The 13,713-nt window shown below is 75.9% G+C and carries 11 protein-coding genes; 4 read left to right on the top strand and 7 right to left on the bottom strand.

The annotated features are described in order from the left end of the window. Positions 1–5: 5 nt before the first annotated feature. Positions 6–1,532, bottom strand: coding sequence for a hypothetical protein (locus ABZ659_RS21040; RefSeq protein ID WP_360222038.1), 1,527 nt, complete (start codon positions 1,530–1,532; stop codon positions 6–8). A 163-nt stretch (positions 1,533–1,695) separates the two neighbouring features. Between ABZ659_RS21040 and ABZ659_RS21035 the strand changes: the two genes are divergently transcribed. The 4 genes from ABZ659_RS21035 to ABZ659_RS21020 are packed head-to-tail and all read left to right on the top strand — an operon-like array spanning position 1,696 to position 8,724. Beyond that, complete coding sequence (locus ABZ659_RS21035; RefSeq protein WP_360222036.1) at positions 1,696–4,590, top strand: ATP-binding protein; 2,895 nt, start codon at positions 1,696–1,698, stop codon at positions 4,588–4,590. Continuing rightward, positions 4,587–5,621 carry a hypothetical protein gene (locus tag ABZ659_RS21030; RefSeq protein WP_360222033.1) on the top strand — a complete coding sequence of 345 codons (1,035 nt, stop codon included), beginning with the start codon at positions 4,587–4,589 and terminating at the stop codon, positions 5,619–5,621. Before ABZ659_RS21035 ends, ABZ659_RS21030 begins: the two co-directional genes overlap by 4 nt. Then, positions 5,618–7,249: a hypothetical protein gene (locus tag ABZ659_RS21025; RefSeq protein WP_360222030.1), complete on the top strand. Its 1,632-nt coding sequence runs from the start codon at positions 5,618–5,620 to the stop codon at positions 7,247–7,249. The genes ABZ659_RS21030 and ABZ659_RS21025 overlap by 4 nt, the downstream gene beginning before the upstream one ends. Beyond that, positions 7,246–8,724, top strand: coding sequence for a hypothetical protein (locus tag ABZ659_RS21020; RefSeq protein WP_360222027.1), 1,479 nt, complete (start codon positions 7,246–7,248; stop codon positions 8,722–8,724). The genes ABZ659_RS21025 and ABZ659_RS21020 overlap by 4 nt, the downstream gene beginning before the upstream one ends. A 21-nt stretch (positions 8,725–8,745) precedes the next feature. Here the strand turns inward: ABZ659_RS21020 and ABZ659_RS21015 are convergent, their stop codons facing one another. The 6 genes from ABZ659_RS21015 to ABZ659_RS20990 form a co-directional block, all read right to left on the bottom strand. Next, positions 8,746–8,982: a hypothetical protein gene (locus tag ABZ659_RS21015; protein ID WP_360222024.1), complete on the bottom strand. Its 237-nt coding sequence runs from the start codon at positions 8,980–8,982 to the stop codon at positions 8,746–8,748. Positions 8,983–9,215: 233 nt separating this feature from the next. Further along, complete coding sequence (locus tag ABZ659_RS21010; RefSeq protein ID WP_360222021.1) at positions 9,216–9,836, bottom strand: V-type ATP synthase subunit D; 621 nt, start codon at positions 9,834–9,836, stop codon at positions 9,216–9,218. Positions 9,837–9,840: 4 nt separating this feature from the next. Continuing rightward, complete coding sequence (locus tag ABZ659_RS21005; RefSeq protein ID WP_360222018.1) at positions 9,841–11,235, bottom strand: V-type ATP synthase subunit B; 1,395 nt, start codon at positions 11,233–11,235, stop codon at positions 9,841–9,843. Continuing rightward, positions 11,232–12,980, bottom strand: a complete 1,749-nt coding sequence (locus ABZ659_RS21000; protein WP_360222015.1) for a V-type ATP synthase subunit A — start codon at positions 12,978–12,980, stop codon at positions 11,232–11,234. Before ABZ659_RS21000 ends, ABZ659_RS21005 begins: the two co-directional genes overlap by 4 nt. Continuing rightward, positions 12,968–13,495: a hypothetical protein gene (locus ABZ659_RS20995; protein ID WP_360222012.1), complete on the bottom strand. Its 528-nt coding sequence runs from the start codon at positions 13,493–13,495 to the stop codon at positions 12,968–12,970. Before ABZ659_RS20995 ends, ABZ659_RS21000 begins: the two co-directional genes overlap by 13 nt. Next, on the bottom strand, positions 13,492–13,713 hold the full coding sequence (locus ABZ659_RS20990) for a hypothetical protein (protein WP_360222009.1): 222 nt from the start codon (positions 13,711–13,713) through the stop codon (positions 13,492–13,494). Before ABZ659_RS20990 ends, ABZ659_RS20995 begins: the two co-directional genes overlap by 4 nt.

Below are 13,713 nucleotides of genomic sequence, written 5' to 3'. Positions count from 1 at the left end.
GTCCGTCACAGCCGGCGGACGGCGGAGAGGTCACGGCGCGCCTGGGCCGCTCGGTCGCTCAGGTGCGAGGGGCGCAGCTCCGTGAAGAGGGACCGCCGTCCCCGGTTGGCGGTCTGGTCGAGCCACTCCAGGGTCCGCCAGGCGCACCGGACCTGGTCGTCCACCAGCCGGCCCGGGAGGCGGGGGTCAGCCGGGGCCGGGTCGGACGGCGGGTCGGGCAGCGACAGCAGCAGGTCGCCGTCCTGCGGCCCCCCGGCGCCGCCGCGTCGCGCGGCGAGGACCTCCTCGACACGTTCCAGGGCACGCTCGATACCGGCCCGCCACGCCCCGGTCGGTGTCCGGTCGACCGCCGTGAGTTCGCGGCGCGCCGCCCACCAGTCGAGGTAGCGGGGTGACGGGCGGACGTACAGCACCCGTGCGCGGGTGTCCCGCAGCAGGTCCAGCATGACGCGGCCGTAGTGCCGGTCGTCGGCGAACACGTACGGCCGGACCAGGACCACCGCGGGCCAGGGCTGGCCGAGCCGCTGCACCTCCTCCATATGGCGTGCCGTCACGGCCCAGCCGCGCAGTCGGCCGGTCCGGCGGTCGAGGGGGTGGCCCTGGACCACCCGCCCGCTGTGCACCTCGGTGGCCGAACTGACCGGCACGTACTCCCAGCCGAGCGCCCCGGCGACCAGGGCGGCGGTGGACGCGGCGGACCAGACGGCGCCGATCACCACCAGGGGCCGCCGGTCGGCGCCCTGCCAGGGGGAGGCGGCGGGGTGGTACAGGTCGGTGAGGCAGTTCTGGACCAGCAGGTGCCCCGGCCAGCGCCCGGCGACGGGGGCCCACAGGGAGGTGCCCGGCTCTCCCTGCCAGCTGTACTCCCCCGCGGCGCGCAGCGCCTCCCCGACGGTGATCTGCAGCTCGGCACGGACCCGGGCGTGCGCGCCGTCGGGGTCCGCGTCCGAGGGGCGGTACGGCAACCGGTCGGCGAAGCCCGCCCGCAGGGCGCGCTCCGTCAGGTCCTCCCACGCCAGCGGCTCGGCGCCGTCGGCGAGCCGGAACTCGCTCACCAGGGCCGTGGGCAGCGGGTAGTCGTCCCCGGAGACGAGGTGCGCCAGACCCGCCCGGAAGCGCACGGCCGCCCGGCGGTCGTCGTAGAGCGCCGCGACGGCGCGCACCGGAGCGGGCAGCCTGGCCTGCGGCAGGCGCCGTACGAACGCCTCCACCCCGCTGATCGCGGAGACCGCCGCCGCCAGTTCGGGCGGCCGTTCGTACGGGGCGGCCGTCAGCGCCTCACCGTGGGGCAGCCAGCCGATGTCCGCGAACACCCGCGCCGGGCTCACTCCGGCGAACTCCGCCAGGGCGCGCACGAAGCGGGGTGGTGGCATCCGGTCGCCGAGCATGTACTTCCGCACGGTCTCCGGCTTGTAGTCCAGGGCGGTCGCGAGCGCGCTGTCGCCGCAGGGCCGACCGCCCGCCGCCAGCACGGCCCGGCAGCCCTCCAACGCGGCTCTGAGGCGCTCGCGTTCCTCCCTGGTGTAGGTCACCGGTCCCCCCTCGGCCCCGTACGGAAATGGTGACACGAGCGTACGGATCGGACGTCCGCGGGGCCCGGGTCTTGGGGAAATCTGGGCCCTGCGACGCCGTTCCCCGGGGAGGAGACCGGACTGGTCCTTCCGGTGGGTCTGGGAACGGAGGAGGGAGGAGAAGATGACGCCGGACAAGGCCGCGGGGGGAGACATGACGAAGGGCGCCACGTCCACGGGGGCGGTCCCGACGGTGACCGAGTGGCCGGAGTGGCATCCGGACGGCACACCGGACAGCCACCGGTCGCTGGCCCGCTACGTCAGCGTCCAGGCCCTGTGGGACCTCGACCTGCTGGAGCACCAGGCGCACCGCTGGGAGGGCAGGCCGCTGGAACTGCTCGAACAGCTCTACACGCGTCTGCGGCGCAAGAACATCCCCTACAACAAGAGCCCGTGGAGCGCACGCGCCCAGCAGCGGGTCCGTGACCCGCAGGAGGTCGACCGCAGTTCGGGCACCTGTCTGGACCTGACGCTCATGCTGGCCGCCATGTGCGAGGCGGCCGGGCTGCGCCCGTACGTCACGGTCCTGGAGGACCACGCCCTGCTGCTGGTGCACACCGACCCCGCGGCGGCGGACGACGAGCTGTCCCGGCCACCCGTGACCCCGGTTCCCGACCACGAGCGGGGCGTCTTCCGCACCTACGGGCAGCGGCTGCGGGTGACGGGCGGCACGGCCGTCGACCCGGTCCACGCCTGCCACGGGGTCGACGCCGACTTCGCCACGGCGTGCCGGAGTGCGACCGCGCAGCTGGAGGGGGAGCACGACACCGTCCGCATGGTCGACGTCGTCGCCCTGCACGCGACGGGTGACGAGGACGTACGCCCTCTGCCCGTGGTCCGCGACGAGTCCAGGGCAGCGATCCACCGGCGGCTCCCGCCCCGGCCGCCGTTCGTCGAGTTCGGCGGGCGCGGCAAGCTCGTCGGGGATCTGCACGAGGCCGCGGCGCGGGGTGGCACGGTGGTGCTGCACGGGCCGCAGGGCGTCGGCAAGAGTATGCTCGCCCACCATCTCGCGGCGCGCGCCGGTGAGGGGCGCGGGTGGTTCCTGGAGGCCTTCGACCAGCGGACCCTGACGGCCTCGCTCGGTGACGCGGAGATCGACGAGCGGGGCCTGAGCGGCCAGGCCCGCGACAGCGGCGACCGCTCGCAGTACGCGGCCCTGGCGCTGGAGCGGCTGAGCGCCACCAAGGCCCCGTGGGTGGTCGTCCTGGACAACGTGGAGGTCGAGCCGGAGGAGCTGCACCTTCCGCGGGCCACCACGGCGGGCCAGCTGGTGGTGGTCACCACCACCAGGCCGGAGCCGGGCGGCACCACCGACTCCGCGTCGCCGGACGAGCGCGCCGTCCACCACATCGACGTGGCCCCGCTGTGCCCCGAGGACGCCGGCGGACTGCTCGACGCGGCGGACGCGCCCCTGAAGCTCCTGGAAGGGCGGCCTCTGCTGCTGGAGGCCAGTGCGCGCCTGCTGCGCACCACCGGCCTCGCCTGGTGGAGGAGCCCCGCGGCACAGCCGGACACGGTCGAGGAAGTGCCCGCGGCCATCTGGTCCGCCATGACCGGTGGCCCGGACGGCACCGCGGACGGACCGCTGCGGGACCCGGCCGCCCGGGACCGCCGACTGGCGACCGCCATGGCCTGGCTGCCGCCCTCGGCACTGAGCCCGGCGCTGCTGGCGCTGGCGCTGGCGGGCGACGGGCCACCGCACGAGGGCGACGGGCCACCGCACGAGGGCGACGGGCCACCGCACGAGGGCGACGGGCCACCGCACGAGGTGGCGGCCGGCCTCGACCGGCTGCACGACCTGGGGCTGGTCGACTTCACCGGCGGCCGGGCCACCATGCACCGGCTCTTCCGCGGCGCGGTCCAGGACCACTCCGCGCGGCACGCGGGCGCGGACACCGCCGTCCTGGTGGGCACGGTGTACCGGAACCTCTTCGACGCCACGCACACCGCCCGGCCGGTCCCCGCCGAACGGACCGTCCTCGCCTCGCCGTTCGACCTGGTCCTGGTCACCAGGGAGGTCAAGCGCGTCGCCGACCTGTTGGCGGGCGCGCCCTCGGGGCCGGACGCCTTCCGCGACCTGCACGCGCTCGGGGTGCTGGTGCAGCGGCAGGACACGGAAGCCGCGACGTACTGCTTCCACCGGGCCCTGGAGCGCGCCGACGCGGACGGCGGTGCGGGGGCCGGGGCCGAGTGGCGGGTCATGCGCTCCGACTGTCTGCGCGGCCGGGCGCGGGCCGTGCACAACGCCCGCGGCGCGTCGCCGTGGGGCACGGTCGGGGAGGCCGTCGCCTGGGCCGTCGAGGCGCGGAACCTGTGCGACGTCCCCGGCGCGGGCCTGCCCGAACGGCTGGCCGCCTCCCGTGCCGAGGCCATGCACGGCCTGCTGATCCGCAAGCAGGCCAGGGCCGAGGGCCTGTCGGCGCGGGAGCGGCTGGAGCTGCTCCGGGAGGCCGAGCCGCTGCTGCGGCGCAGCGCGGCCGAACGCGCCCGGCTCACCGACGCGGACTCGCCCGACGTGGACCGCAGCCGCTTCAACCTCGCCGGTCTGGAGGTCGCCCTGGCGCAGGTGGACCCCTCGGTCCCGCCCCGCGCGCATCTCGACGCGGCCGAGGCGCACTACGAGGCCGTACTGAGGATCCGCCAACAGCGCTACCACACACGGCACCTGGAGGAAGTGATCACCTGCGTCAACGGCCTCGCACTGGTGAACTTCTACCGCGCCGTGCTGCAGGACGACCTCACGCCCGCCGTACGCGTCCAGTACCTGATGGCCGCGCTGCGCCACGCGCGGGAGGCCCTGGAGGTCCGGCAGAGCCTGGTCGTCAGCGTCGAGGGGAACGTCCTCAAGAGCCTGGACGTGCTGGCCAAGGCCGCCCTCGCCCGCCTCGACGCCCAGCAACTGGTGCGGGACGCCACCCGGGCGCCCGACGCCTCCGAGAGGTTGTACCGCGTCTACCGGACCGAGTCCGGTGACGGCCGCTTCACCCCCGCACCCCAGGAAAGGGAACGCTCATGACCTCGTCCTTCCCCCGGCCCGCCCTGCCCGGCAGCGGCAAGGACCTGCTGTCCGACATCGACGCCTACCTCGACTCCGACGCCATGCGGGCGTTGGTCGACGCCTTCGGCGGCGACGCCGCGGAGCTGGCGGGGACGCCGGACACCCTGCTGGAGCGCGTCGACCGGCTCTTCGCGTTCACCGGGAGCGTCAACACCCGGCTGGCGGACGAGGAACGCCACCAGGCCGGTGAGCTGCCGATGACCCCGGAGCAGGCCGCCACCACCCTCGCCGCCGCCACCGCCCTCGGTCTGCGGGACACACCGTCGCCCCGCCGACGGGAGTACGACCACGTCCTCATGCTCGGCGGCCTGGTCCGGGCCTGCTTCAACCGCCCGGCCTACGCCGCCCAGCTCCTCGCCGACGGCACCGTGACCGCGGGGGCCGTCACCGCGCTGGGCGGCCACCGGCCGTTCGCCCGGGAGGCGCGCGACCCCAACGAACTGGAGTCCGTCATCGCCGGACGCCTCGGCCACCCCGAGCTGACCGAGGAGTACCAGGCGCTCGACCTCGGCACCCGGCTCGCGTTCGGCCTCGGCGACCCGGAGGGCGAGGAGGGCGAGGTGTCCCCCCTGCCGGGCCTGACCTGGGGGGTGCGGCGCTACCGCACCGCCGGGGGGCTGTCGGTGCGGGTGGCCGCCGCGCCCTCCACGGCGCCGGAGCGGCGCGCCCACACCGGAGAGACGTACGCCTTCTTCGCCGAGCGGATGGCCGCCCTGAAACCGGGCGCGCGGCTGCTGCTCGTCACCACGCCGATCTACCAGCCGATGCAGCACTTCACCGCGATCCGGATGCTGGCCCTCCCCTACGACGTGGAGGTGGAGACCGTCGGCGGCGACGTGGCGGACCGGGCGCCCGCGCTGCGCCAGCCGTTCACGCCGACGAGGTACCTCAACGAGGTGCACACCACCGTCCGGGCCCTGCGGGCGCTGACCGGGACGGCGTTGGAGCGGGCCGGGCTGCGCGCCCGGGACGGCGGGGCGACGCCGTGAACAGGAGTCTGCTCGAAGCGCTCACCCGTGGCTGGCTGCGGCTGCCGCCGGACGTACGCCTGGCCGTCCACCCCCTGGGCGGGACAGCGAAGGACGTGGTCAACAAGCGCCTCGCGGCCAGCTTCCTGGCGCCCCGGCTCCGGGACAAGCACCCCGAGCTGCGGTCGGTCCTGCGTGCCGGGCCCGACGACCAGCGGGAGTCGGACCAGGTGGCCGACGCCGTGGCCGGGCTCTTACCCGAAGTACGGCGGGACGGCCTGGTCCTGCCCGGCCTGCGCGACGCCCGCCACCGGGCCGGGGTGACCGTGTGGCGGCACGAGGAGACGCTGTACAGGCTGGCCAGGCAGTGGGACGGCGACCGCCCCCCGGCCCCCGAGGACTGCGACCGCGCGGTCACCCGGCTGTCCGGCGCGCACGACCAGCCGCCCCCGAACCACGCCGTCCTGGAACGGCTGCTGGCGGACCCGGACGTGGTCGGACGGCTCATCACCGTCGTGGACAGCCACTGGGCCGCGCACCCGCCCGCCCCCGGCCGCACCACCGGTCCGACGGACCAGCGCGCCGTGAACGAGCTGCTCGACTCCGACGTCACCAGCGACCTGGACGGGCTGTGGGAGTCCTACTCCAAGACCAGGCCCTGGGAGCGGCTACTGGCCGACGCCGAAGCCTTTGGGCTCTCGGCGACGGCGGATCCGCCCCGGCCGGGGGTGGCCGAGCGGCGCACGGGCCGGGGCACCCCGCTGCCGCGCCCGCTCGACAGGTCGCTGCGGCAGCGGCTCGGTCCCGCGGTCTTCAAGAAACCGGAGGACGCCAGCGAGGAGTTCCGCGACAGCACCACCCTGGAGGTCGCCCTGGCGGAGGCGGAACGCATGTGCGGACCCCTGGGCCTCTCCGACGACGACCGGCGGGCGGCGTTCACGCTGGGCGTGCACCTGGCGTACGCCGTCAACACGTCCGTCATCGACGAACGGCTGGCGGCACCCGGCCGGTCCCCCGTACACCGGCTGCCGCGCCGTATGGAGAAGCTGATCAGCGTGATCGTCGGGGAGCACTTCCTGGCCTACAACGCGCGCCGCCCGGGCGGACTGCACGGACGCGCGCGCCAGAAGCTGGAGGACGCCGACGTCCAGGTGGTGCCCCGGCTGTGGTCGAGGCTGCACACCGGCGAGGTCCGCGGGATGCCGACGTCCCCCGAGCGCTGTTTCGAACTCGTCAACAGCGCGATCCGGTCCTTCGTCCGCGAGGTCGGCTCCGACGGTCCCGCCCCCGACGAACCGGAGGTGGTGTGGCTGGGCGAGTGGGAGCCGAGGGACCCCGCCGCGGACGGCCCCACGGCCGCCCACGTCCCCGTGGGGGACCCGCGCGTGCACGACGCGGTCCTGTCCGTGTTCGACCACCTCGTCGGCGCGGACCCCTCCCTGGCGGACGGCGGCGCCTACCAGCTGGTCCGCTGGTTCCTGACCGCCTCGGACACGGAGGCCGTCCGCGGCTGGTGGCACCAGGCACTCAAGGCGTACGCCGACTCGCTGCCGGACGGCGGGCGGCCGGTGGTACGGCCCACCGTGGAACAGGCCCGCGACGTCGTCGAGACCTTCTGGTCGGACCAGGAAGAGGACCCGGAAACATGACCACGACCGTGAGCGTACGCATCGACACCGTCGGCACCGTCCGGCTCGGTCCTCCCCTGGAGGAGCGGCCGTTCTACGCGCCCCTGGAGCTGGCCGGCGGGATGCTGGTGACCGACCCCTTCGCCCCGGACGCCCCGCCGTACGCGGAGGTGGACGACCTCGCCGGGGCCGCCGACTGGCTGGCGGGCGTCTACGGCGCCGGGGCCGTGGCCGCCGCGCGGGCGGCGCTGGCCGGGGCGCGGACCGGGACGGTGTCCCGGCAGGACCCCGTGGCCGCCACCGTCCGGTCGGCCGACACCCCGTGGGCGCCGGGGCCGCACCACACGTCCGTGGCGCGGCTGGCGACCCTGCGCTGGCTGGCGAACTGGTCGCCGGACCCGCTCGATCGGGCGCTCCTCGACCTGGAGGCGGGGGGCCTGCTGTGGGACCTGGACGGGATCGTCCCGGACGCGTACGCGGCGGCGGAGAGGTGTCTGCGCGGGTCGGCCGAGCGGCTGCTGCCGCTGGCCGAGCTGCTGCGGCGCTGGTCGCCGCGGCAGGTGTCGGACGGTCTGGTCGCCGAGGCGGTCATGGACGCGCTGCTGGCGGCGGCGTCCCTGCTGGACGGCCATCCGCGGCACGCGCGGTTGCTCGAACTGGCCCGGGAGGAGGCCGCCCTGCGCGAGTCCGGGACGCGGATGTCCTGGCCCGAGGAGCGGATCCTGGCCAAGGCCCGGATCCACACGGCCCGTTCCGACGCCGGGCGCTGGATCGGCAGCGTCGACTGGGCGCAGGTCCCGGCGCGCGTCCTCGCCGCCGCGGAGAACACCGTGAGCTGGTGGACGCGGGACACCGAAGGCGGCGTGCTGCTGCGGGTGGAGGTGGCGGGAGGGCCCCGGGAGGCCCGGCCGGACGGGCTGGCGTTCCGCGTGTACCACCCGGACCAGCCCCTGCCGGTGGCACGGGGCAGGCTGACCCCGGCCCCGGGGCCGGGCGGGCGGAGGCTCCGCGGTGAGGCGCTGCTCGGTCCCCTGGCGCGGACCCTGGATCCGGCGGACATGGTGGTCGACGTGTTCGACCCGGCCATGGTGTCCCGCCCCCGGCTGGGCCGGGCCGCCGCCCGGGCCGCCCAGGAGCGCCGGGCCGTGCGCCACCTGGTCTCGCTGCGGCGGCACTGGTCCCTCCGCGACCGCGACGCGCTGCGGGACTGGGCGCGGTCCGGGGTACACGCCGCGCGGAGCCTGGACGCGACCGGCGCGGGCCCCGGGCCGGACCCGCTCGGCACCCGTGTACGGGCGCTCACGGTGGCCGCCGACGCCGCCGCGGCGTCCCTCGGCGCCCCGGCGGCGGAGCTGCCGGGGCGGGGCGGGGACATCCGGCTCACCGCGGGGGCGGCCGGGGCGCCCCGGCTGTGGGACCCGGTGTGGCGTCCCACGGTCGCCGAATGGCTCGCCGTCCGGCCGGACTTCGGGGTGGCGGCCACGGCCCGGCCGTGAGGACCCGGGCGCCGCCGCGGGTCAGCGCCGCCGCAGCGCCCGGTCGGCCACGGCGTGGGCCATGCCGCTGACGTGCAGCACGACGACCGCCCACAGGCTGGCGCTGTCGTGGGTGAACCGGCCGTCGGCGATGGCGAGGACGAGACCGCTGGTCCGGATCGCCGACATCACCCGCGCCGCCCGCGCGGCCTTCGGCAGTGTGAACGTCACCGCGCGCCCGGTACCGTCCGCCGACCGGGTCGTGTCATCGTGGGCCATGGATGCTCCTTCCACGGAGTCCCGGTCCGCCCACCGCTTCCTTCGGCTCTCACATCCGGGGAGCGGCGGGCGGACACCTGTTTACCCGTACTTCCGCTCCCAGCACCCGACCCGGAACAGGTCGTCCGCGCCGTCACCGGACGAGCACCCGCCCTCCACGCCGTCGGGCGTGACCGGTCGGACGTCGTCATCAGATCAGGACGGACGACGAGCCCTGCTGTCCCGTCGCCGCCTCACACGTCGTCCCGGGACCCACGCGCGGCCCAGCGCCTGCGGACGGCGTCCTCGTGTTCGCCCTGCTCCAGCGCCAGGTCCGCGTGGGCCAGGGCCGCCTCCAGCCGGGGAATCCAGTGGCGTCGCAGGGCCCTCACGCGCTGACGGGTGGCGAGGAGCTCGGCGCCGACGGCGCGGGCCGCCGCGCCCGCGGCGGCGTACTCGGCGGCTGCCCGTACGGCCTCCTGGTAGGCGGCCCCGGCGTGGAACAGCGCCGTGTTCGCGGGCGCGAGCACGTCCGGACCGCGCTCCGGAAGCACGCAGGAGGCGGTACGGGGGTGTCGTACGCCCATCGTGGACGTCCAGGCGGTCTCCAGCTCCGCGGGAGGCGTGGACGCCGTGGTCTCCAGCGCCTCCTCGCCGCCGAGGAGCAGTCCTCGGCGCAGCCAGAGTTCCGCCTCCCGCAGCCGCTCGTGCCAGCGTTCCCGCGCGGTGTGCTCCGCGCGCAGGAGTTCCTCGTGGCGGGTGCGCAGGATGCGCAGCTTCTGGTCGAGCAGGTCCGCCCCGCGCCGGGCGACCTCCAGGCTGCGGCGCAGTCGCATCCGGCCCGCCCGGCCGGGCGGAACGCGCAGTTCTGCCATGCGATCACCCGCCCTCCGGTGCCCGGTGGGCGTCGAGGAGTTCGGCCGGCAGCATGGCCAGCTCGCCGCGCGGCAGGGTGAGCAGCACCCGCCACGCGCGCTCCAGCGTCTGCTCCAGCGTGCGCAGTTCGCCCTGGCCCTGGTGCACGAGGCCGTGGGCGAACGCCTCGTCGAAGTCCAGGTAGCTGCGGTCGGTGCCGCTGAGCGCCGTCTGCCCGACGAGGTCGGCGAGTTCCCTGACCTGGCGGGCGCGGGCCAGCGCGGAGAGGAGCTGGGCGGCGACGTCGAGGTGGTCGTCGCGCGTGCGGCCGGGGCCCGCGCCCTTGCGCATCAGTCGGGACAGCGACGAGAGCGCGTCCACCGGCGGGTAGACGCCCTGGGCGTGCACCTGCCGGGAGAGCACGATCTGCCCCTCCGTGATGTATCCGGTGAGGTCCGGCACGGGGTGCGTGATGTCGCCCGCGGGCATGGTGAGCACCGGCAGCACGGTGACGGAGCCCGGCAGTCCGCGGATGCGACCGCAGCGCTCGTACAGGGACGCCAGGTCGCTGTAGAGGTAGCCGGGGTAGGCCCGGCGGGCCGGGATCTCGCCGCGGGCCGCGGAGACCTCGCGCAGGGCCTCCGCGTAGCTCGTCATGTCGGTCATCACCACCAGGACGTGGCGGCCCCCGGTGAACGCGAGGCGCTCGGCGACGGTGAGCGCGATGCGCGGGGTGAGGATGCGCTCGATCACGGGGTCGTCGGCGGTGTTGAGCAGGAGCACCAGCTCGCCCGCGGCGGAGCGTTCCTCCAGCGCGTCGCGTACGAAGGCGGCGTCGGCGTGGGTCACCCCCATCGCGGCGAACACCACGCAGAACGCCTCCCCTCCCGCCGTCGACTGGGCCGCGATCTGCGCGGCCAGTTCCAGGTGCGGGAGGCCCGCCGCCGAGAACACCGGGAGCTTCTGGCCGCGTACGAGTGTGGTGAGGGCGTCGACGGCGCTGACTCCGGTCAGGACCGGTTCGGCGGGCGGCTCGCGGCGCAGCGGGTTGACGGGGTTGCCGCCGACCGCCGTGGTCGTCTCGCCGAAGACGGGTGGTCCTCCGTCGAGCGGTTCACCGCGGCCGTTGCACACCCGGCCCAGCCAGCCGGGGCCCACGGGGACGCGCAGCGGCGCCCCGGTGAAGGCGGCGCGCAGCCGCGCCGGGTCCAGGCCCGCGGTGTCCTCCAGGACCTGCACCACGGCCGTGCCACGGTCGACCTCCAGCACGAGTCCGTGGCGCCGCTCGCCCGAGTCGGGGGTGAGCAGCACGAACTCGTCCCAGCCGACGCCCTCGACCTTGTCGACGACCGCGAGCGGGCCGCGCAGTTCGCGCACCGAGGTGTACTCGACGCGGCCCCGGTCCGGTGTGCCGTTCACGACACCTCCCCGAGTCGGGCGAGCATGGTCTCGCGCAGTGCCCGGACGGTCGCCGCGTCGTGCGGGCCCGCCTCCTCGCGGGCGCGCAGCACGGGTGAGAAGTCGACCTCCTCGATGCGGGCCGCGGGCACCCCCGCCTCGGCCAGCTCACGGCAGCGGGCGACGACCGCCAGTACCGCGTCGGTCAGCGCCATGGTCTTCTCCACACCGCTGTAGGCGTCCCGCTCGGACAGGGCGCTCTGCTGCAGCACGGCCTCCCGGACGAGCCGGCCGCCGAGGACGCTGACGCGTTCCTGGTCGGGCAGCGCGGTGATGCCGAGCAGGTCGACCAGGTCCGCGAGCCGGTCGGCCTCGGCGAGCAGTCCGGCCACCCGGGCGCGCCGGGCGGGCCAGTCGGGGGCGCCCGTGGCGGCGTGGTGGGCGCCGAGCGTCTCGGCGTCGCGGGAGAACGACCCGGCCCAGGAGACGGCCGGGTAGTGGCGGGCGTAGGCGAGGTCGCGGTCCAGGGTCCACAGGCAGCGCACGAAGCGCTGGGTGTGGGCGGTGACCGGCTCCGCCATGTCCCCGCCGGGCGGGGACACCGCGCCGATCACCGTGACCGAGCCGGTGCGGCCGCCGAGTGTGGTCACCGCGCCGGCCCGCTCGTAGAACGCGGCGATCGCCGAGGCCAGTCCCGCCGGGTAGCCCTCCTCGGCGGGCAGCGCCCCGGTGCGGGACGCGAACTCGCGCAGCGCCTCGGCCCAGCGGGAGGTCGAGTCGGCGATGACGACCACGCCCAGACCCATGTCGCGGAAGTACTCGGCGACCGTGACGCCGGTGTAGACGCTGGCCTCCCTCGCCATCATCGGCATGTTCGAGGTGTTCGCGATGATCACGGTACGGTCGGCGAGCCGTCCGCCGGTGCGCGGGTCCGTCAGCGCGGCGAACTCGTCGATGACGTCGGCCATCTCGTTGCCGCGCTCGCCGCAGCCGACGTAGACGATGACGTCCGCGTCGCACCACTTGGCGATCTGCTGCAACAGCACCGTCTTGCCGGTGCCGAAGCCACCGGGTACGGCGACCGTGCTGCCCAGGGCGACCGGGAAGAGCAGGTCGATGGCGCGCTGCCCGGTCCGCAGCGCCCTGTCGGCGGCCAGCCGCTCCCGGACCGGGCGGGGGGTGCGCACGGGCCAGTGGCCCGTCATCCGGACCGGGGTGCCCGCCACGGTCGCGACGACGGTGTCCTCGCCGTGGCGGCCGGGCGGGACGACGTTCTCCGCCGGTCCCGCGCGGCCGGGCGGGACCAGCACCCGCAGCGGCACCGGTCCGGCGTCCCGGATGTCGCCGAGGACGTCTCCCGGCGCGACGGCCTCGCCCTCCGCCACCCGGGGCGTGAACTCCCACGTGGCCGGCTGTCCGTCGCCCCCGGCGGTCACGGCACCGGGCTCCAGCCAGGCGCCGGCCGCCGACAGCGGGCGCAGCAGTCCGTCGAAGACGCCGCCCAGCAGGCCGGGGCCCAGCCTCGCGGACAGCGGCCTGCCCGACGGGCGGACGGACATGCCGGGTGCGAGGCCGCCGGTGTACTCGTACGCCTGCACGGTGACGACGGCGTCGCGGATGGCGACGACCTCCCCCGGCAGCCCGGTGTCGCCCAGGGCGACCAGGTCGTACATGGCGGTACCGGCCACGTCCTCGGCCTCGACGAGGGGCCCGGCGACCCGGAGGACGCGGCCGGTGCCGTGCGGGGCGTGCGTCAGGGTGCCCATAGCTCCTCCACCTCCGCGCCGACCCGGTCGAGGGCGCGCTCCGCGAACGCGGCGAGGCCGCAGTCGACGCGGCGTCCCGGGACTTCCCCGACGACGCCTCCGCCCGGGACGTCGGTGATCCTGGCGTCTGGTCCCAGCGACTGCCGTACGTGTGCCGTCAGCCGCTCGTGAAGGCGTGGGTAGGCGTCGGCGGCGCGCAGTTCCCCGACACCGCGCACGACCTGTCGGCGCAGTTCCTCCCAGCACTCCCGGCGGGCGGCGAGCTCCCGGGCACGGGCGGCCCGGCGGGAGCGGGCGCGTACCGCGCGCCGGGCCGCCGCGGCGTCGGCCCCGCCCTGCCGGCGGGCTTCGGCCAGGATCGCCGCGGCGCGGGCCTCGGCCTCCTCGAACACCGCGGCGGCGTCCGCGGCCGCGGCGGCCAGCAGGGCCTCGGCGTCGGCCCTGGCGTCCCGGAGCAGCCGGGTCCGTACCGGTTCGAGTCCGGCCGTGGTCCGGGTGGGCGTCGGGGTCCTCATGGGGGCATCACCGCGGTGAGCGGGTCCTCTCCGGCGAGCGGTCCCGGGCCCAGCGCGGCGGCCGCGGCGGGGGTGACGATGACGAGCCCCACGTCCGCCGGGAGTCCGCGCCAGGCGGCACGCACGGCCTCCGGGTCCTCCGCGGGGAACGCGACGACGCCGACCGTGCCCAGCCCGATGACGCGCAGCCGTTCCCCGATCGCCGCGATGTGCGTCAT

It is taken from the genome of Streptomyces sp. NPDC006997 (genome assembly GCF_040635175.1).
Classification (GTDB): Bacteria; Actinomycetota; Actinomycetes; order Streptomycetales; family Streptomycetaceae; genus Streptomyces.
This window is presented reverse-complemented; position numbering and strand designations above follow the sequence as displayed.

Excerpts from the sequence above, each read along its gene's own strand:
- ABZ659_RS21035 (WP_360222036.1), top strand. The coding sequence starts at position 1,696 with ATGACGCCGGACAAGGCCGCGGGGGGAGACATGACGAAGGGCGCCACG.
- ABZ659_RS21030 (WP_360222033.1), top strand. The coding sequence starts at position 4,587 with ATGACCTCGTCCTTCCCCCGGCCCGCCCTGCCCGGCAGCGGCAAGGAC.
- ABZ659_RS21020 (WP_360222027.1), top strand. The coding sequence starts at position 7,246 with ATGACCACGACCGTGAGCGTACGCATCGACACCGTCGGCACCGTCCGG.
- ABZ659_RS21015 (WP_360222024.1), bottom strand. The coding sequence starts at position 8,982 with ATGGCCCACGATGACACGACCCGGTCGGCGGACGGTACCGGGCGCGCG.
- ABZ659_RS21010 (WP_360222021.1), bottom strand. The coding sequence starts at position 9,836 with ATGGCAGAACTGCGCGTTCCGCCCGGCCGGGCGGGCCGGATGCGACTG.
- ABZ659_RS21000 (WP_360222015.1), bottom strand. The coding sequence starts at position 12,980 with ATGGGCACCCTGACGCACGCCCCGCACGGCACCGGCCGCGTCCTCCGG.
- ABZ659_RS20995 (WP_360222012.1), bottom strand. The coding sequence starts at position 13,495 with ATGAGGACCCCGACGCCCACCCGGACCACGGCCGGACTCGAACCGGTA.
- ABZ659_RS20990 (WP_360222009.1), bottom strand. The coding sequence starts at position 13,713 with ATGACGCACATCGCGGCGATCGGGGAACGGCTGCGCGTCATCGGGCTG.